Origin of the sequence: Amphibacillus cookii (assembly GCF_016908375.1) — a bacterium.
GTDB classification, from domain to species: Bacteria; Bacillota; Bacilli; order Bacillales; family Amphibacillaceae; genus Amphibacillus_C; species Amphibacillus_C cookii.
On sequence record NZ_JAFBDS010000008.1, the window covers coordinates 1 to 19,730 of the forward strand.

The following is a 19,730-nucleotide window of genomic DNA, read 5'->3' on the forward strand; positions in this document are numbered from 1 at the left end:
ACATCCGGTCTCACAGCGCCCTTGGCTACAAAAGTCCGGTAAGTTATAGAAACTTAGCCCTTAAAAATACTGTTTAATTTGGTGTTGACATACCAAATAGCTTAGATTATTAAATAATAGGCGGATTCTTTATTATTTTAATGATCCAAGAAAACATCCGCACCCCCAATGGTTCACTTTTTAATTGACAAATACACAACTAAAGCTTACCGTTATTTATATAGGCTATTTGATTTGAGAGCAATCTTCACATATAATCTCGCCTTCATTTTGTAAATATGCTTTTATTTCAGTCATTCCTCTACTTTTTGGATAATTCATTTTCACAAAAACTACATCGTTACCTTTAATTTCTTTCTCACATATAGAACACTTTGGTTTTATTTTAAACATTCTTTGCCTCCCCTTTTATAAATACGATTAGTAAAAGTCTGTATTACTAACGCTCTCGCTAATGAAATAAAAATTATTTTACATTACTATGTAACCATGTTAGACCTACACATAATAATGGGTCTAAGAAGTTTTTTTCAGTATCAATAGTAATAAACGTCTTTGTATCAATAAGATTTTGTCTTACTGATTTTCCAATAGTTAACTCCTCGGCTCCGTCTAATTCATAAAAGTTTATTTCTCTGAATTTAGATAATGGTGAATGTGCTTTATATTTTTTATTATCTATTTCAAAAAGCAGAGTATTGCCTATTTTTACTTTTGAAGCTTTACCAACCTCACTACTATTCCTAAGTATTATAAAACCTGCAACATATATAGAGTTTTTTAACATACTTCTTGCCTTTAGCTTATAGTTAATTTCACTTGATAGACTTGATATATTAATATCTTGAACAGCTCTTTTAGTGATGTGTCGCCCAATTGAATGTAAGAAAGGATTATCATTAAACCTATGCATTTTACCTATTACTTCATCGTTAGTATTATAAACATCAAATTCCTTAACAGAGCTTAATACATAGGCGGAACAAAATACAACTCCATCTCTAAGACCACCTTACACTTTATCTAAATATTAACATAAATAAATGTTGTTTTGTTCAACTCTTTGCTCCGTTAGTTGAATAACGATTATAGTGTAGAATTAGATTTTTCTTTAAAACTACACTACCATATTTCTTACATAAAAGTGAGAAAAAATAATAAATTTATTCAGTTCTAAAAATTTTTTTAATAATCAAACAGGCTGGGACAAAACCCACTAAAAGAAAAAAACGGATTCTGAAGAAATCTCCTTCAGATCCGTTTTTTTGATGTTTTAGACAGGAAAATAGGGAAACCTTCTGTTAGAATTAAAGTCACCACAACCTAATCCAAAGGAGGTCTCCCTATGTTTAAAGATTATAACATAAATCAGGTTGTTTTACCGCTCGATATGGAGATGAAATTGCAGGAAAATGATATTGCTTACGCTGTGAATGAGCTCACGGAGTCGATTCCTGAAGAAGCCTTCGCAGGCTTTTTGCGTGCAACAGGCTGCCCACTGCGTGACCGGTGTACAAAAGCGAAAGAAGGAAATAATCGGAGACTGTATATTAATGAAACATGGGAGAACCAAAAAGCCTATATTCGAGAAAAGCTTTCAGAAGAGAAAACGGGTGAAATCTACGGCAAGCGAAAGATTGATGTAGAGCCAGTCTTCGGATTCTTGAAGGCTAATTTGGCGTTCACCCGATTCTCCGTAAGAGGAAACGAAAAGGTGAAAAATGAAATGGGCTTCGCGTTCATGGCAGTGAATTTGAGGAAATACACTGCCTCGGACAACAGCCAATCCCCAAACAATTCAAAAGGCAAGGACAAAAAAGCATTTGATCACCAAGAATCGGTGATCAAATGCTTTTTCTTTCATTTTAGGCTAGTTATGTCCCAGCCTTGTATATTAAGTGCGAGAGGTTTGTTACCTCTGGTGCTTTTTTAGTATAGTCATTTATACTAAAACTAACGCTGTGGATTAGTAACCCAGCCTACAGTACTTTTTAGTAACTGGTTTTTAGAGAATCTAACCACTGCTTCTTGTTTATCTGTTAATCAGTTAGATAACGCCAGACGTTTGATTTCATACAAGGATACAGGACAAGGGGTGCGTGGCTTGAAAGCACAGCGAACTAAAATAGAAGGGAGAAATAATCATGATTTATGCAGGGATTGATGTAGGTAAGCACAAACACCAAGTGGCAATTATTGATGATGAGGGGGAGGTTTATGAAGATGACTTCGTCATTTCAAATGATCAATTAGGTTTTCAAGAACTTGATAAGATTATTAGTCGCATTAAAACACAAACAGGCCAAAACTGCAAGATGGCAATGGAGGACACGGGTCATTATAACGTCCCAATCTTACAATTTTTAAGGAGGAAGCATTATCAAGTATATCGTTATAATCCCATTCTAGTTAAAGAGTTTTCTAAAGTTCATACGTTGAGAAAGACAAAGACAGATAAAACAGATGCTTTAGTTATCGCAAAAATGGTCATGGGTGATGTCGAAAAAAGCGAACACATTTCAAACAACGCGACCGAAGAACTTAAAGAATTGACGAGGTATAGAAGTAGGCTAGGCAAACATCAAACCCTTCTTAAAGTTCAGTACACACGTATTTTAGAGAGGAGCTTTCCTGAGTTAGCTACTTATGGTCAAGCTCGCCATTCGGCGTATATGATGCGATTACTAAAAAAGTACCCAAGCCCTCGAAAAATTGTAATGGCTCATGAAAAAACCCTTGTCAAACTACTGGGAATGAAAAGCATTAAACCCGCCTTACTTAAACAATTGGCAAGGGACAGTGTAGGGTGCTATTCCTCCATTACAGAGTTTGAATTAACCCAAACCATACAACAGATAGATTTGTATGACACACAAATAAAAGAAGTCGATAAAAAGATTCAAGAAATGATGGATACACTCGATTCACCAATCGTAACCATTCCCGGAATTTCCTATCGACTCGGTAGTATTATCATAGCAGAGATAGGTGTGATCTTCAACTTCAAAAACCCTGGTCAATTACTAGCGTTTGCAGGCATGGAACCCTCCATTTATCAGTCAGGTAACTACCAAGGAAAAGGGAAGATGGTTAAGCGCGGATCGTCCCAGCTTCGATGGGCCATGTATCATGCTTCAAGATTGGTTTCGATCTATTCACCCACGTTTAAAACATATTATGAGAAAAAGCTAGCAGAGGGAAAGCACTATAATGTCGTATTAAGTCATGTAGCAAAGAAATTAATACGAGTCATATTCCACTTAATTCGGACAGGTGAAGCGTATAAAGAGGTTAATGCATAATACAATGCAAACAACAAGCAGTTATTTGCAGGAGGGTAAGTTATAAAAATAGCTTGATGATTAATGCTTAAAAAAAACATAACCATCAAGCTTATTTATCATGACTAAATATAGCTGAAGAAAATACTATTTTTTTTGAGCTAAAAACATTGACTTTATATAGTTAGTCTCTTGCTCTGCTGCTAGAAGCCTCTGTTGCCGGCCTCGGCCTAAAAGGCCCACTGAATGGGTTTCCCTTCTGCACCACACTCACTGATTCTTAAAGAATCGCTATTTCTTATTTTTCTCGCCCGTGAACGGATCAAATTCTTCAAATAAGGTTAACTGATCACTCATGTAGTCTTCTTTTAGCTAATTCCTTATATATTCTTGGATTTGATTTTTATTTCTTCCCACCGTATCTACAAAGTAGACCCGACACCAGAATTTGCGATTTCCATATCTGTACTTTAAATTGGCGTGACGATCAAAAATCATCAAACTACTTTTACCCTTTAAATAACCCATGAATTGAGACACACTAAGTTTTGGTGGTATACTCACCAACATATGAATGTGATCTTTACATCCATTTGCTTCATGTATTTTAACCCCTTTCCTTTCACAAAGCTCTCTTACAATTTCTCCAATACTTTTTTTGTATTTTCCATAAATAATTTGCCTTCTATATTTTGGTGCAAAAACGAGATGATACTTACATCTCCATTGTGTATGTGCTAAACTATTCTTGTCCTGTATTGGACATACCTCCTTCTTTGGTGAGATTTGGTGGTCGGGAAACCAACCTTATCTTACCATGGAGCGAGGCTTTTTTTGCCCCCACGCTTGAAGGTTTATGGAACCCCCGGCATAGCCAGAGGTTTTCAAAGACCATAAAAAAATAGACGTCCAATTATTTGAACGCCTAAAAAATTTAAAACCTATTCAAGATTGAATTTCTAATTTGTTGTGTTCCCTTACACCAGATTGATTCCTACCGAAACGTCAATATAGTGTTTTTTTACGTCCATTTTTACCATCTGGTGAAAATTGATAATGCTTGTGAAACACCTTGAAACTAAGGATTTCTACATAATTTTCCGTTGTATCGAAACTATAGTCTCCACATGTGTTGTGATAGAAAAATGATACTACTACGCGGAATTATTGCACCTATACCCCGGAGGATTTTTGGGGAGTGGAGGGCGTGAATTATACCCAATACCCAAATAGATTTACAAGTTTTAATTATTGAAATTGCCCATTTTAATAGGCTTTGTTGTTTCACTTTCTTTCCTTATATCTTTTAACAGTCCTTCAAACCATTGAACATTTACCAAATGATGAGAACGTGAATTTTCAAGCATTTTTCTAAAATAAGTAGGGATAGTCTCATTATGCTCAAGAGATTGTTCTATTAAAAAAATTTTCTCTTTGGTTTGTTCGATTTGTATTTCTATTAGCTTTCTTAGCTCCTCACTTTTGTATTCGTTGGCAAATAGCATTGCTGCATAAAAAGATAAATTTACATACTCTGTCTTAGAGCCATATTTATACATCAATTTTTCAAATTCCTTATCCCCTAGTTCAGTAATGATATAATTATGAGTTTCTCTGATATTGTCAAATTGATCAACTTTTTTAATATATTGTTTTTCTTCTAATTGTTGAAGATTATAATAGAATGACCCTTTAGTGAAATTTACTATATATTTATAGTGTTTCTCTTTCATTAAGGCCAATAATTCGTATCCGTAAGAACCTGGGTTTTGTTTTAATAAACCTAGAATCAGTAATGGTATCAAAAAAATATCTCCTTTATATTCTTCATCAAAGCTATATCAATTTTTATTTCATAATGATAAGGTTTAATCCTTGTTGATTTGCATGACTTGCGCTACAAATTCATCATATGATATTTCTCCTAAAGCAAAATCCATACTTTTTATATATATCTTTTCTCCCTTGGTATGTGGCCTGGCATGATTCAAATTTAGCAACTCATCTTCATTAATTAATGGTTTCAATACATGCTGCCTATTAGAAAAGGCTTCAAAATATCGTAAACCGAATTTTCTTTGAGAAATTGCGTCAATATGAATACCATCAGGATTAGATGTTAAACCTACGGCTGTGACAAAATAACAATTATCTTGTTCAAACGCAAATTTTTGTAACTCTTGATTAATGAAATTATATTCCGTACAGTTTTTTCCAAAGCCTTCTTTGCCTAAAAAATCCCCTAAACCACCAATAATGAGAGGAATGTCTGGAGCATTCAACTCCTTTCTAAGAGCGTCAATAATTAAAAGTAATTTTTTGTAATAGACTTTGTAGTTACCATTCATACCATCACTTTCTCCCTGATGCCATAGAATTCCTGTTAACTCACTATTCTGCATAGCAAATTTAGCTTCAGTTATTGCATGTTTAAAAAGTGTTTGATCTACAGCCCATTCATCCAGTGAGCTTCCACCTTCAGCACAAGGAATTAAGCCAATAGTATCTTCTTGATTTTGGCGACACCATGTATCTGCAAATGAAGCGGCCAGACTTATTCCTGAAACAGGACGGTCATAATTGATGGGCTCAGTCATCATTTGCCATCTACCATTACGCAGCATTTGTATTCTTTCATTATAAATCGGGGTTACTTCATGAATAAACCCTCTTCCAGCCATATTCGACTGTCCTAACATTAAAAACGATTTAACCACTTTTTTCATCCTTTCTTTCTATTTATATTTATGAAGAAATGTTTCCAGTTCTCAATAAATGTTAAGTATTACTTATTTATTTAATTCATTACTTCAGTGGATTTACTAGATATCAATACTACCAAATTTATCATTAGTCTAATTAGACCAATCCCACTTAAATATTATAGTCTAATTAGACTGATTGTCAACTATATTTTTTCAAAACCCACATTCCAACGTTCGAGTTAAAATAAAGTTTTGCTACGAATCATCTATTTTGGACGATTATCGGTTCAAAAATGGATGTTTCTGGCCTGTTTTTCCACCATTTTTTCCGTATTTGGAATAAAGTCTTGCGATAATGGAAGAAAGAACAAATTGAGAAAAGGTAGGCAGGAAAAGGGATTGTACGAAAAAGACCCCGAATTCGCAAATGTTTATTTTTACGAAATCAGGGCCTGAATAGCAAATGTTTATTCTTATTGTCAGGTGTTTATTTTAGTTAGACAATTTCTTCTCTATCAACACAACTGTCTCCACATGTGTTGACTATCGGTCACTACATTTTAACCAACCATAGATAACGGGTTTATGAATTTATAATGGATTACTACCTCGTTATCCTCTTTCACTTCAATCCTCTCAACTAAACGATGCAATAACTCTTCATTCAAGTCCTCAAATACACGGATGCTTTGCTCGTTAACGACACAACGGAAGCAACAGCTTGTTAAAGTATTGCCACCCGTTACTTGAAGATGTATTTTTATTTTTCAGGCATAGTAAACGTTATAGAACTACCTTTTCCCTCTTCAATCTTCATATATATTTCATTAAGGATTTCTGTTGCTCTTTCGCTCGATTCGTACTTTCCTAAGGCTTTACTCCATTCGCTGAAGAAACTTCTCCCTACAACACCTTCAATGTAATTGCCCTTAACTGTAACCTCTTTTACACTCATCAAACTATTCTCATTCTGTGTGATTATCCATAGCATGAAAACACCCCCGCTCTGTTTGAAACATATAAACTGATAAACTTAACTCCTATTTACCTTCATAAATTAGTAGTGAACAGCACTCCACATGACTCGTCTGCGGAAACATATCAACAGGCTGGACTTTCTGGGTTTGATAACCACCCGCTTCTAAGATGGCTAAATCACGAGCTAACGTTGAAGGATTACACGAAACATAGACAATCCGATCAGGTTTCATCTCGAGCATCGCATCAAGCAGGGCTTGATCACAGCCTTTTCTCGGCGGATCAACGACAATCACATCTGGTCTTAATCCTTGTGCAGTCCACCATGGCATAATCTTTTCAGCTTGGCCAACAACAAATTCAGTGTTAGTGATGCCATTTAGGATTGCATTTTGTTTGGCATCTTCAATCGCTTCTGGGACCACTTCGACACCGTAAACTTTCTTAGCTTTTTCTGCTAAAAAGAGTGAGATCGTTCCAATACCACAATAGGCATCAATAACGGTTTCGCCACCAGTTAAATCAGCAAATTCAAGTGCTTTTTCATAAAGCGTTTTCGTTTGATCTGGGTTGATTTGATAAAAAGATTTGGCTGAGATCGCAAATTTAATTTCACCAATTGTGTCGTAAATATATTCGTCGCCCCATAGACAGAGCGTTCGCTTGCCTAAAATGACATTGGTTCGCTCTTGATTAACATTTTGAATAATCGATTTAACATTAGGATAAGTTTCGGTTAATTGTTTGATCAATTGTTTTTTGTGAGGTAATTCATTCGTTCGTGTAACGAGTACAATCATTGTTTGCTCAGTTGCTTGACCTGTTCTTACCATAATATGACGCAAAACGCCACGATGAGATTGTTCATCATAGGCAGGTATGCCAAGTTGATCCGCAATGGAGCGGACTGCTTCTACCATACGATCATTCACCTCTGCTGTAATAATGCAACGATCCATTCCCTCAATAATATCATGACTTTTTTTGCGATAAAAACCGGTTATCAACTCGCCCCTTTTATTTGCAACCGGGATTTGCACTTTATTGCGATAGCGCCAAGGATCTTCCATTCCCAAGGTCGGTTCCACTGACACATTTTCAATATGAGCTATTTTTTTCAATACTGTTTCAACTTGTTTTCGTTTCATATCTAATTGCATCTGATAGCTCATGTGTTGCAGCTGACAACCGCCACACTGAAAATATACATTGCATGGTGGTGTGACGCGTTCAGCACTTTCTGTTTCAATCTCTATCAACTTACCGATTGCATAGTTCTTCTTCACTTTAATTGCTTTTACCTTCGCTGTTTCACCTGGCAAAGCATTTTCAACAAATAGCGGATAACCATCTAGTTTGCCGACTCCACTTCCTTCATGTGTGATGTCTTCAAAATTCAGGGTAACGGTCTGATTCTTTTTGACAGGTACTTGTTGTTTGTTCATTGTATCAACGTCCTTTTCTTAGCGCTGTTCATAGTTTATCAAAAAGCCCTTAGGAAAGAAAGTGACGCTCTTTCGACTTTTTATTTCCTAGGAAATAATTAATTTGTCTAAATTCGTCCTTGAAGGCTTTATGCTTTAGGAAAGCAGGGAATTTAACCCCCTATCAACAAAAAATGATTAACAAATACTAAAGTGCGATTGGATTTCAAAAAATAAAAAGCCAGCATCTATCGCTGACTTTTTAGCCATTAAACCTTTAAATCTAATTTTACTAAATCAACATCTAGTAAATAATCATTTACCTGATCGTCTGGTATGGTAGCCTTAATAAAACGATTCCAGTCTTGGACATAATTGTTAATCGTCGATAAATGATTGTGATTATTGTATCTTGATACATTTAAGTGCTGGTTACGATTATCTTTGTACATCTCAGTAATGATAAGGATGTCTTTTTCAATAGCTTGTTGCACATCATGCGTTTGAAGACTACTTACCATTCTCTCAATAATGTCATAAACCAACTGTTCATTCCAATCCATTTTATAAGCTTGTTTATTTCGCACATAGGGATCTTTTTGTTGCTGAGTTACATAGTCACATGCCTTTTCGTTCTCTACCTGTAGGTATGTTTTAAAAGCTTGATCAAGCTTTGCTTTAAAAGGATCACTTAGCTGATAGTTGTCACTGATCAACTCATATTTCATCGCCATTAACCCTAAGGAAACACCTAGCTCCTCTTCTGACTTATTTTTATACGAACCAAGGTGTCGAGATTGATATGCCATCTGCCACGTTTCAGAGGCAATGGTTCCAACTGCAACCAACTCCTCAATATGGTAACCATGTTCGCTAGAAACGCTCATTTCTGAATGTTCTTGAGTAAAAGCATAACGCAAATAATCACCCATGTAGATCGTATCATCTAACAGCCACTCATCTTCTGTTCCTTTTAAATGAGCATAATCTTGATTTTGTTGATAAAAGTGTTGGTATTGCTCTGTGCGTTGATGAAAATGATCAATTAAACTTGATTTAATATCCTCTGCTTGAACAACCACACCGTTTTGATTAAAAAAATCACCTGTTATTTCAGCAAATTTCTCGGCATACTTCTCAACTTGTTTGCTCATGAGTTGATCAAGTTTCTGAAGTTGCTCCGCCTGCTCCTCTTCACTGTATAATCGTTTAATTTGATTTTGATAATTGACGTATTCAGAAGCTAAATAATCAATATCGTAACCAACGTTGTCCGTAGTGTTGTGGTTCGGAACAAGTGGTAGTGCTAATAATCCCCAATTAAACCTTCGACTACCATCTGTAACGGCTACCATATCGGTAACTGTACCTTCTTCATTCCTTACAATGTTAAAGATCTCTTTTCCCATTCGATGAGAGGCTTGTTGTTTATAAATATCTTGATTAGCTAGATAATCAGCGTTCGTCGTTACTTGATTATTCGTTTGATTAAAAAGAAAAAGATTGGACGTGCTATTCTGATTGATCAATCTTCCGTAATGCGTTGTGGCAAATCTGTTGGTAATCATGGTGTCTATCCTCCTTTGTTACTGCGGCTGAGTGAATCTTTACTGCTTGCTACTGTAAAAAATTAATCGTTGGCGTCCGTTCTACGCCACTCGCATAGTAATAATTCAAGACACTGAAAAAGTCTATCGTTTCATTATTTTCAGTATCATAGACTAAAATGTGATCACCCCAATGTTCGAAGTCATCTTGATCTAGACGTCTTGGTGTGATCAATCCAATTGTATCAACAAAAGAACTTTCATACTGTGTCGGTGGTCCTGATCGGAAATAAGATTCATGATGCATAAATAGTGTACCTATATCCAAATAAATGAGTAAAGCATTGGATGAGCTCGCATATTGCGATTGATAACTTACAGGTGAGGAGATGTTCCTAATCTTTACACTTGAAACAGTGTGTGTCCGTTGATTATAGTTGCCATCCCAACTAAAATGGTAGCGTCGCTCCCAATCTAAGTGACTATTATCACCACTAAAGTTAGCGATATAATCACCATTAAAATAAATATCACCATTATCATAGCTTAAGGCAGCATATAATAATGAAGCAGATCTCGATACAAGTCCTACAGCACCTGCTGGATTTGCCGCATTCATTTTTATTGTATAGGCATCACCTAATTGATCATTTGAATAAACGCGAAGTGCCCAATCCCCTTCAGGTATGTGGTCACCAGCGTATAGCCTGTTAGGGGTTGATCCAACGCTTGTCTCATATGCATTGCCAGTATCCCAATCTACTAAATAAAGTTGAATATAATAATCTGTTTGATTACTTTCAAGCTCAAATAGAAAACTTCTTTCCTCATCGAGCGTAAAGAACCACCAATCATCTGGATCATCATTCGTCAACATATCGGTAAAATACATCCGATCACCATCAACCGAGTAATAGCTTTGTGTTGACATTGTGTTATCATCTTCTACCTCAATCGCTTTTGATTTATCAATAACGAGTTCGTCTTCACTGATTTCAATATGATCATCTTCATCAATTAAACCTAAATCAAAGGATGCTAACTTATCCTCATCCCAATCAGCTGGGTCCCATTCTTCAACTTCAGCCATTAACGATGGAATGCCTAGGATGGTTGTCACACTGATCACGAGTACGGCTATCCATATCACTTTTTTCATTTTACTTTTCACCTTAATCACCTCTGTTATTTATTATTGATGTCGAAACAAAGATGTTCATTGATTTAAAGCAAATGATGTTTAAGTAAATACAATGCTCCTTTTCTAAATGGGCAACAAAAAATTAGGAGAAGTGATTTACTTAGCCATGCTGTCGTTATCCTAGTCCTTCGCTTTTACTAGTCCTCCTTTCTTGAATCACTAGAATGAATATCCATAATATAACACAAGGCGATTGTGGAATCTGTCGAATCCTGTATCTTTTCAGAAAAAGGACTTTATACCTTAACTAGCTTCACATACATACGACAAAAGTTACTAATATTATATGTCTAGCTAAAGTAAAGGCCTCTCGCTTCTCAAAGTTAGGTTAACGGAAACCAAAAATAAAAACGAGCCTTCGTCCACTGATTGTTAGTTGAGTGAATCAGAGCATTAGCGTCCGTTATCACTCAACTTATCGATTGACCTCTGTTCTCTATTTAGTTACGGACGGTTATCCATGATAAAAAGCCCTCGAATTTAATCAAGAGCTTCTTCATTTGGTTCTTCAATTTGTAATGTAGCTTGGTCAGGTGTCGGAACAAAATATTCAATATGTTGCTTAAGATTGGTGAATTTACCCGGTAATAGCCCACCATACTCACCATCGATATTTAATTGCATCTTCTCTTCTGTGTAGACATTAATATCTTTAGCTCTGGCATGAAATACATTAGCGTCATCAAAGTGAGCTCCTCTTGTAGCGGCTGACAATACACGAACAAGTTCAGCAACATTGCTTTTTTTCAAAACGAGCAGATCAAATAGACCATTATCCATTTTTGCATCTGGAGCTAACTTTTCAAAGCCACCAACAGAATTTGTATTCGCGATTAAAAACATCATAATCTCACCTTCAAACACATCACCATCATATTCAATCCGGGTTTGTATCGGTCGTAAACGTGGTGCTAGCTCAACACCCTTCATAAAATAAGCAAGTTGGCCTAACATCGTTTTCAATTTACTTGGTACTTCATAAGATACCTCTGTCAGTTTACCTCCACCAGCAATATTAACAAAATAATGCTCATTAACTCGACCCACATCAAGTTTGCAGGTATGGTTGGCTAATATAATATCAACAGCTTTATCAATTGCCTTAGGAATATTCAAAGCACGAGCAAAATCATTCGTTGTTCCAGCAGGGATAATGCCTAAACGCGGACGCTGATCAGCATCTGATATTCCTGTAACAACTTCATTAATCGTGCCATCTCCTCCTACCGCTACAATCACATCAAAATGACGAGTAACAGCGATTCGAGCGGCTTCAGTTGCATCTCCAATACCTGTTGTTGCATGCGCTGACGTCTCATAACCGGCTTGCTCGAATTTTGCTAATACGTCAGGAAGTTTATTTTTAAAAGCTTCTCGACCTGACGTTGGATTGTAAATAATTCTTGCGCGTTTCATAAAAAACCCCCTAATGACATACACTATCTGACTTTATCATACCATTTTTGTGTCAGAAAAACTCCAAATTAGCTGTTTTTTTATCACAGATAACCGTCCGTAAAACACCCGCCTCAAACTAGAGAGGGAAGTTCATCTATTTAGACGGGAGTTAACGGACGTTAATATCCTGATTCACTCAACAACCAATCAGTGGGAGAAGAACGTCCCCACTGATTAGAGGAAGCAATGGTGAGCAATGTAATCAACTAAGTAGTAAGCATTTAACATCGTTAATGCCTGAAAACTTAGAAAACATTCATGCGTCTACTGAGATTTTGGATTTATCGTTTCCCATTCGTTTATAGTAGACGCATGTGCAAAGAAAGACTATCAATAACAACTGTATTGATAGTCCTGGATAAACATTAGCGTTTTTTAATTTCAGCTAACAAAATTTTATTTACCATGGGTGGATTAGCTTGTCCTTTTGTCTCTTTCATCACTTGACCGACTAAGAAGCCAATTGCTTTATCCTTACCATTTTTAAAGTCTTCAATTGATTGTTCGTTTTTATCAAGGATGGCTGTAATGATTTCAGTTAATTGACCCTCATCTGAAATTTGCACAAGACCTTTATCCTTAATAATCTGCTCAGGATCGCCACCGTTCTCAACAAGCTCAGCAAAAACTTTTTTCGCCATTTTAGATGATAAAGTGCCATCATCAATCAGCGTAATCATCTTTGCCAACGCGGCTGGTGTCAGTGGTAAATCATGAAGTTCTTTCTGTTGCTTATTCATATAAGCAGAGACCTCACCCATTAACCAATTGGAAACCAGTTTGACGTCAGCACCAGCTGCTATAGCGGCTTCAAAGAAGTCTGACATTTCTTTCGTACTTGTTAAGACCATCGCATCATAAGCAGGTAAATTTAATTCTTTAATATAACGTGCTTTTCGAGCATCTGGAAGCTCTGGGATTTCTGCACGAATCCGTGCTTTCCAATCCTCATCGATATAGAGTGGCACAAGGTCTGGTTCAGGGAAATAGCGATAATCATCTGAACCTTCTTTAACGCGCATTAAAATCGTTTCCTTTGTTTGTTCATCATAACGGCGGGTTTCTTGTAAAATCACCCCACCTGTTAATAATTCTTTTTGTTGACGTTTTTCTTCAAATTCTAAGCCTTTTTGAACAAAAGAAAATGAGTTTAAATTTTTCAATTCTGTCTTGACACCAAATTCCTCTTGACCAATCGGTCGAAGCGAAATATTAGCATCACAACGTAATGAGCCTTCTTCCATTTTACAATCAGACACACCGGTGTATTGGATGATATTTTTTAATTTCTCTAAATACGCATAGGCCTCTGCTGGTGAGCGCAGATCTGGTTCTGATACAATTTCCACAAGGGGTGTTCCTTGACGGTTAAAATCAACTAGTGAGTAACCATCACCACTATGCGTTAACTTTCCTGCATCTTCCTCTAAATGAAGGCGAGTAATCCCTATCCGCTTTGTCTTACCCTCTACTTCAATATCAATCCAGCCGTTCTCGCCGATCGGTTGATCAAATTGTGAGATTTGATAAGCTTTAGGGTTATCTGGATAAAAGTAATTTTTACGGTCAAACTTAGTATCTGTTGCTATTTCACAGTTTAACGCCATAGCAGCTTTCATAGCAAAATTGACGGCTTCTTCATTGAGCACGGGTAAAACACCCGGATAACCTAAATCAATTGGATTGACATTTTCATTGGTCGCTGCCCCAAAATGGTTAAAGCTTGGACTAAATATCTTTGAATCTGTTTTAAGTTCAACGTGAACCTCTAAACCGATAATTGTCTCGAAATTCATGACTTCACCCCTCCTAAATGAGGACGTTGTTTATGATAATCTGTTGCCTGTTCAAATGCGTACGCTACCCGATAAAGGGTACTTTCATCAAAATGTTTTCCGATAATTTGCAAGCCAATTGGTAAGCCGGCATCTTTTGAGAATCCACATGGTATTGACATACCAGGTACACCTGCTAAGTTAACAGGAATCGTTAAAATGTCATTAGCGTACATGGTCAATGGATCGTCAACTTTTTCACCCACTTTAAAGGCTGGTGTTGGTGTTGTTGGCCCAATAATAACATCAAAGTCTTCAAACACTTTATCGAAATCATTTTTAATTAATGTCCGTACTTTTTGCGCTTTTTTATAATAAGCATCGTAATAGCCTGAGCTAAGTGCAAATGTTCCTAACATAATCCGACGTTTAACTTCATCGCCGAAGCCCTCACTTCGGGATTTCTTAAACATATCAATCATATTATCAGCATTTTCTGTGCGGACACCGTAACGAACACCATCAAACCGTGCTAAGTTAGCGGAAGCTTCTGATGAAGCAAGCAAGTAGTAAGCGGCTACTGCGTATTTAGAATGAGGCAGGGAAACTTCTTCCCACGTCGCACCTAACTCCTCATATACTTTAAGCGCAGCTAATACAGCTTCACGTACTTCGCCATTCACACCTTCTTGATCTGACAGATATTCTTTAGGTACAGCAATCTTCAACCCTTTAACATCTTGTTTCAAGGCATCACTATACGTTGGGATCTCAACATTAGCAGATGTTGAATCCATTGGATCATGTCCCGCGATCGCTTGTAAAAGATGGGCATTATCCTCCACTGTTCTTGTAATCGGACCAATCTGATCAAGTGAAGAAGCAAAGGCGACCAATCCAAAGCGAGACACTAGACCGTAAGTTGGTTTTAAACCTACCACTCCACAAAAAGCAGCGGGTTGACGGATTGATCCACCCGTGTCTGAACCTAATGAAAAAAAGACTTCCCGAGCTGCAACTGCTGCTGCAGAACCACCGCTTGAACCACCTGGCACATAATCAGTATTCCAAGGATTACGGGTTGTATAGTAGCTTGAATTCTCATTAGATGATCCCATCGCAAATTCATCCATGTTTAATTTTCCAACCATAACGGTATTTTCCTTGTTTAACTTATCAACGACGGTTGCATCATATAAGGGATCATTGAAATTAGATAAAAATTGACTCCCACACGTTGTGCGTATCCCTTTTGTTACCATATTATCCTTTATACCAATTGGTATACCGAATAATGGATGATTGGCTTGATCAACTTGCTCATCTAGTTGTTGTGCTTGTTTTAGAGCAGCTTCTTTATTTAAAGTTAAAAAAGCTTTAATTTGATCATCAACAGCTTCAATTTGATCAAAGGAAGCTTGCACAAGTTCTGTCACGGTAAGTTCTTTATTATGTAGCTTAGCTTGTAATTCTTTTAACGTATACTCAAAAACTGACATTTCTGCTCGCCTCCTATTCTAAGATTGATGGCACTCGGAATTGACCATCGTGTTGATCTGGTGCGTTCTTTAAAGCATCCTCTCGATCAATCCATTTGCGTGGCTCATCTTTACGCATCACATTTTTAAGATCCAACACATGTGTGGTTGGTTCAACTTGGCTTGTATCTAGATCATTTAATAGTTCAGCATAGTGAATAATATCTCCTAGTTGCTTTGTCATCACTTCAACTTCTTGATCCGTTATCGCCAATCGAGCGAGATGAGCGACATGTTTAACTTGTTGTTTTGAAATTTCAGCCATTTCTGTCACCTCCATGAGATTTTTACTTCATCTGATTAAACATACTTATGATAATAGCAAACAATAGCGCGCTTTAGCAACTTTATCCGTTTAAAAGAATGGCGCATATGTGAGATCAACTAGAAAAACACGGAAAGAAAAAGATGGCATAATCCTTCTTTTTCTTTCTCACTTATCGTAACTTACAATGACAACTTTACGAACCCCGACAAAACGAACCTTCAATCAGGTCCACTGATGGCTAGTTGAGTGAATTAGGACATTAGCGCCCGTTATCACCCACCTCAATCGATTTGCTCTACTCTCTATTTTGAGGGTGGTTTTACAGACGGTTGTCTGTGATAAGACTTAATTACCACAACAATCAAATTATCTTTCATATATATGGACAATCGGTTCTTCTTCACCTGCTTCACGAACAATCAAGCTTTCTTGTTGATTACTCGACTTGATATTGACCTCAATCGCAAAGTGAGGCTGAAAGCTGTCCATAATTAAGCCATATACATATTGAGTAAAGCCGACAACTTCAGCCTGACCATTAAATTCAATAGGTATTTCTAGTGTAAGCTTACGAATTTGATCACCTTCATAAAAACCTTCGCCGATGATGCCGACATAGTTTGGGAAATATTCTGCAACTTCTGATTTAAACCCCTCAATCGTAGCTGATAGATCTGGATCTAAATTGCGCGCATCACTAGAAGGAAAGAGTACATACTGTTCATCAACAGATTCCCAATTATCGATCGATTGACTCCCACCCTGTACAGTTGTTGTTGCAACAAAGTGACCTGGAACAAGAGCATCTCTTGCTGCCTCACGATAAATACCAATCATGATTGGTATCTCTTGTAATCCTTCTTTTTGACGCATTCGACTAACTACTTCTTCGGCAATAACAGCCGCTTCTTGCAGCATTTCTTGTTCTGAAATGTCTTCGTAGTAAAAAGGACCACCAATTTCAGTCTGAAAACGATAATTCGATTTCATCGCAATCCCCAAAGAAATACCAGCTAGCTGAACCGCATTATCATCCGTTCGAACAAGGTAATTTTGTTCAAGAATATGTGATAAATACCTTGGATTATCTCTTTCTTCCTCGATAATTTCTTCTTCATCGTCTTCTTCATCGTAATCAACTGATGGATTTAAACCGAGTTCATCTGAGTCAGACTCGCGCTCTAACCAACTATATAATTCACTTCTCTCTAGCTGCTGACCTTCTTGAAAGTAATGGCTGTCTGGATCAAACACATTTACTGAATGTCGACGTAACCCGTTTTCCAATGCGGGGATATCTAAACGGTTCGCAACTTGGTTCGTTGTCACACCTCGTGATTGACTCAAACGATAAGGTAATAGAATTTGATATTCCTGATCAGACACACTATAGTTTGGAATGATCGCAGACTCTTGTGCAGCATCATCAGGCATTGTTTCATCTACGACTTCTTCTTGATTAGAAAAATCAGGTGCACAGCCGGCTAATACGATGAAAATAACACCTAATATCATTAATAAACGTTTCATCCCAGTCCTCCTCTCTTTTTATTTATCTATTTGATCAATAAACTGCTGTTCACTCCATATTTCAATCCCTAATTGCTCTGCCTTGGCTAGCTTTGAACCTGCCTCTTCACCAGCAATAAGTAAATCTGTCTTTGCGCTTACACTTCCTGTCACTTTCCCACCGTACATCTCAATTTTTTCTTTTGCTTCATTTCTTGTTAATTGCTCAAGTTTCCCAGTTAACACAATGGTTTTATTGTCAAAAATCGATGGTTCTTGCTTCACAGTTGGCTTTGGACCTCGATAACACATGTTCACACCAACTTGTTTGAGGCAATCAATTAATTGCTCAACCCTCTCTTCCGCAAAATAACGGACTATCGAATCAGCCATCTTCTCTCCAATTTCAGCAACAGCTTCTAATGATTCGCGTGAGGCGGCTCGGAGTTGATCGATATCGCCAAATGCACGAGCCAATGTCTTAGCTGCTTTTGCACCAACAAAGCGAATACCTAAACCAAATAGTAGCCGCTCAAGTGAGTTTGCTTTTGAGGCCTCAATCGCTGTTAACAAATTGCTAACAGATTTTTCGCCCATTCGTTCGAGCGCTAATAATTCCTCGCGTTTAAGTTGATAAAGGTCAGCAACATTGGCAACGAGTTGATTCTCATAAAGTTGCTCAACCACCTTTTCCCCAAGTCCATCAATATTCATGGCATTTCTTGACACAAAATGCGTCAGTCCCTCTTTTAATTGGGCTGGGCAGTTTGGATTAATACAACGTAACGCCACCTCTTGATCGAGGCGAACCAGCTCCGCGCCACATGACGGGCAGTCGGCTGGCATGGAAAAAGGTTCAGCATCTTTTGGGCGTTGTTCTGGTATAACCCTCACCACTTCAGGGATAATATCTCCTGCCTTTTTAATGACAACCGTATCGTTAATACGAATACCCTTTTCTTTAATATAATCCTCATTATGCAAAGACGCGCGTTGAACGGTTGTACCAGCGATTTTTACAGGTTCAAGTAAAGCAGTCGGTGTAACAGCACCTGTTCGCCCGACACTTAGAATGACATCAATCAACGTCGTGACAGCCTCTTCAGCTGGAAACTTGTAAGCAATCGCCCAACGTGGGCTCTTTGCCGTTGTCTTCAATACGTCGTGATAATCAAGACGATCAACTTTAATGACAATACCATCAATTTCATAAGGTAACTCAGCACGTTTAGTTACCCAGTTCTCCACATAATCAATCACTTGGTCAATTCCTTGGCACTTCTGCCATTCTGGGTTGATCTTAAATCCTAACGTGGTCAAATAAGTTAATCGATCACTATGTCTATCTAAATGCCCAGCTTCCCATTCTCCAACGGCATAAATGAAAATATCAAGATTACGACTGGCAGCAATCTTTGGATCAAGTTGTCTTAATGAACCCGCCGCCGCATTTCTGGGGTTGGCAAAGGGCTCTTCCTCACGCGCCTCTTTATCTTTATTTAAAGAGAGAAAAGATTGCTTTGGCATGAAGGCTTCGCCACGAACTTCAATCGTACTGGTTTCATTGATTTTTAATGGAATACTGCGAATCGTTTTCAAATTGCGCGTAATATCTTCGCCAATATTCCCGTCACCTCGCGTTGCCCCTTGTTGGAATATACCTTGGTCATAACGTAAAGATACCGCTAAACCATCAATTTTCAATTCACAAACATAATCAACCTGTTCAACCCCCAATCCTTCGCGAACGCGACGGTCAAAATCACGTAAATCTTGATCATTAAAAGCATTTGCCAAGCTGAGCATGGGGACCCGATGTTCAACTTTATTAAACCCTTCAAGGGGTTGACCTCCAATACGTTGCGTCGGTGAATCAGCTGTAATGAGCTCAGGGTGGGCTGATTCTAACGTTCGTAACTCTTGCATTAATCGATCATACTCGGCATCAGGTACTGTTGGTTGATCAAGGACGTGATATTGATAATTATATGTGTGTAAAGTCTGGTGTAAATCAGCAACTTTTTTCTCTAGTGATGTCAATCCTGT

General features: G+C 37.5%; 14 protein-coding genes and 3 pseudogenes. 2 read left to right on the forward strand and 15 right to left on the reverse strand.

Annotated features, from left to right (window positions below):
- Positions 1-225: 225 nt before the first annotated feature.
- Positions 226-393, reverse strand: a complete 168-nt coding sequence (locus tag JOE23_RS11975) for a Fe3+ hydroxamate ABC transporter substrate-binding protein (RefSeq protein WP_204438694.1) — start codon at positions 391-393, stop codon at positions 226-228.
- Positions 394-466: 73 nt separating this feature from the next.
- Positions 467-958: pseudogene (locus tag JOE23_RS11980) on the reverse strand (tubby C-terminal domain-like protein); the annotation flags it as partial.
- A 528-nt stretch (positions 959-1,486) separates the two neighbouring features.
- Here JOE23_RS11980 and JOE23_RS11985 point away from each other — a divergent pair.
- Positions 1,487-1,933: pseudogene (locus tag JOE23_RS11985) on the forward strand (transposase); the annotation flags it as partial.
- Positions 1,934-2,144: 211 nt separating this feature from the next.
- Positions 2,145-3,302, forward strand: a complete 1,158-nt coding sequence (locus tag JOE23_RS11990; protein ID WP_204438698.1) for an IS110 family RNA-guided transposase — start codon at positions 2,145-2,147, stop codon at positions 3,300-3,302.
- 270 nt (positions 3,303-3,572) lie between these two features.
- On the opposite strand, the pseudogene tnpA reads toward JOE23_RS11990, so the two are convergent.
- From tnpA to ligA, 13 genes and pseudogenes are all read right to left on the reverse strand, one after another.
- Positions 3,573-4,040: pseudogene (gene tnpA / locus JOE23_RS11995) on the reverse strand (IS200/IS605 family transposase).
- 485 nt (positions 4,041-4,525) lie between these two features.
- Positions 4,526-5,086, reverse strand: a complete 561-nt coding sequence (locus tag JOE23_RS12000; RefSeq protein WP_204438699.1) for a PadR family transcriptional regulator — start codon at positions 5,084-5,086, stop codon at positions 4,526-4,528.
- Between the two features lie 63 nt (positions 5,087-5,149).
- Positions 5,150-5,998 carry a sialate O-acetylesterase gene (locus tag JOE23_RS12005; RefSeq protein WP_204438700.1) on the reverse strand — a complete coding sequence of 283 codons (849 nt, stop codon included), beginning with the start codon at positions 5,996-5,998 and terminating at the stop codon, positions 5,150-5,152.
- A 748-nt stretch (positions 5,999-6,746) separates the two neighbouring features.
- Positions 6,747-6,977, reverse strand: a complete 231-nt coding sequence (locus JOE23_RS12010; protein WP_204438701.1) for a hypothetical protein — start codon at positions 6,975-6,977, stop codon at positions 6,747-6,749.
- A 49-nt stretch (positions 6,978-7,026) separates the two neighbouring features.
- On the reverse strand, positions 7,027-8,409 hold the full coding sequence (gene rlmD, locus JOE23_RS12015) for a 23S rRNA (uracil(1939)-C(5))-methyltransferase RlmD (RefSeq protein WP_204438702.1): 1,383 nt from the start codon (positions 8,407-8,409) through the stop codon (positions 7,027-7,029).
- A gap of 248 nt (positions 8,410-8,657) precedes the next feature.
- On the reverse strand, positions 8,658-9,956 hold the full coding sequence (locus tag JOE23_RS12020) for a hypothetical protein (protein WP_204438703.1): 1,299 nt from the start codon (positions 9,954-9,956) through the stop codon (positions 8,658-8,660).
- A 49-nt stretch (positions 9,957-10,005) separates the two neighbouring features.
- Positions 10,006-11,094, reverse strand: a complete 1,089-nt coding sequence (locus JOE23_RS12025) for a hypothetical protein (RefSeq protein WP_204438705.1) — start codon at positions 11,092-11,094, stop codon at positions 10,006-10,008.
- Positions 11,095-11,616: 522 nt separating this feature from the next.
- The gene (locus JOE23_RS12030) at positions 11,617-12,552 is read right to left on the reverse strand and encodes a diacylglycerol kinase (protein WP_204438706.1); all 936 of its coding nucleotides are present in this window, start codon (positions 12,550-12,552) and stop codon (positions 11,617-11,619) included.
- Between the two features lie 407 nt (positions 12,553-12,959).
- Positions 12,960-14,390: an Asp-tRNA(Asn)/Glu-tRNA(Gln) amidotransferase subunit GatB gene (gatB, locus tag JOE23_RS12035; RefSeq protein WP_204438707.1), complete on the reverse strand. Its 1,431-nt coding sequence runs from the start codon at positions 14,388-14,390 to the stop codon at positions 12,960-12,962.
- A complete protein-coding gene (gatA, locus tag JOE23_RS12040) occupies positions 14,387-15,868 on the reverse strand; it encodes an Asp-tRNA(Asn)/Glu-tRNA(Gln) amidotransferase subunit GatA (RefSeq protein ID WP_204438708.1) in 1,482 nt (493 codons plus the stop codon). The genes gatB and gatA overlap by 4 nt, the downstream gene beginning before the upstream one ends.
- Before the next feature lie 13 nt (positions 15,869-15,881).
- Positions 15,882-16,172, reverse strand: coding sequence for an Asp-tRNA(Asn)/Glu-tRNA(Gln) amidotransferase subunit GatC (gene gatC / locus JOE23_RS12045; protein ID WP_204438709.1), 291 nt, complete (start codon positions 16,170-16,172; stop codon positions 15,882-15,884).
- A gap of 369 nt (positions 16,173-16,541) precedes the next feature.
- On the reverse strand, positions 16,542-17,705 hold the full coding sequence (locus JOE23_RS12050; RefSeq protein WP_204438710.1) for a CamS family sex pheromone protein: 1,164 nt from the start codon (positions 17,703-17,705) through the stop codon (positions 16,542-16,544).
- An 18-nt stretch (positions 17,706-17,723) separates the two neighbouring features.
- Positions 17,724-19,724 (reverse strand): NAD-dependent DNA ligase LigA, encoded by a 2,001-nt coding sequence (gene ligA / locus JOE23_RS12055; protein WP_204438712.1) that lies wholly within the window; start codon positions 19,722-19,724, stop codon positions 17,724-17,726.
- Positions 19,725-19,730: the final 6 nt, after the last annotated feature.

Bases quoted from the DNA above. Each gene is read 5' to 3' on its own strand.
- JOE23_RS11975 (WP_204438694.1), bottom strand. From the start codon at position 393: ATGTTTAAAATAAAACCAAAGTGTTCTATATGTGAGAAAGAAATTAAA.
- JOE23_RS11990 (WP_204438698.1), top strand. From the start codon at position 2,145: ATGATTTATGCAGGGATTGATGTAGGTAAGCACAAACACCAAGTGGCA.
- JOE23_RS12010 (WP_204438701.1), bottom strand. From the start codon at position 6,977: ATGCTATGGATAATCACACAGAATGAGAATAGTTTGATGAGTGTAAAA.
- rlmD (WP_204438702.1), bottom strand. From the start codon at position 8,409: ATGAACAAACAACAAGTACCTGTCAAAAAGAATCAGACCGTTACCCTG.
- JOE23_RS12020 (WP_204438703.1), bottom strand. From the start codon at position 9,956: ATGATTACCAACAGATTTGCCACAACGCATTACGGAAGATTGATCAAT.
- JOE23_RS12025 (WP_204438705.1), bottom strand. From the start codon at position 11,094: ATGAAAAAAGTGATATGGATAGCCGTACTCGTGATCAGTGTGACAACC.
- JOE23_RS12030 (WP_204438706.1), bottom strand. From the start codon at position 12,552: ATGAAACGCGCAAGAATTATTTACAATCCAACGTCAGGTCGAGAAGCT.
- gatB (WP_204438707.1), bottom strand. From the start codon at position 14,390: ATGAATTTCGAGACAATTATCGGTTTAGAGGTTCACGTTGAACTTAAA.
- gatA (WP_204438708.1), bottom strand. From the start codon at position 15,868: ATGTCAGTTTTTGAGTATACGTTAAAAGAATTACAAGCTAAGCTACAT.
- gatC (WP_204438709.1), bottom strand. From the start codon at position 16,172: ATGGCTGAAATTTCAAAACAACAAGTTAAACATGTCGCTCATCTCGCT.
- JOE23_RS12050 (WP_204438710.1), bottom strand. From the start codon at position 17,705: ATGAAACGTTTATTAATGATATTAGGTGTTATTTTCATCGTATTAGCC.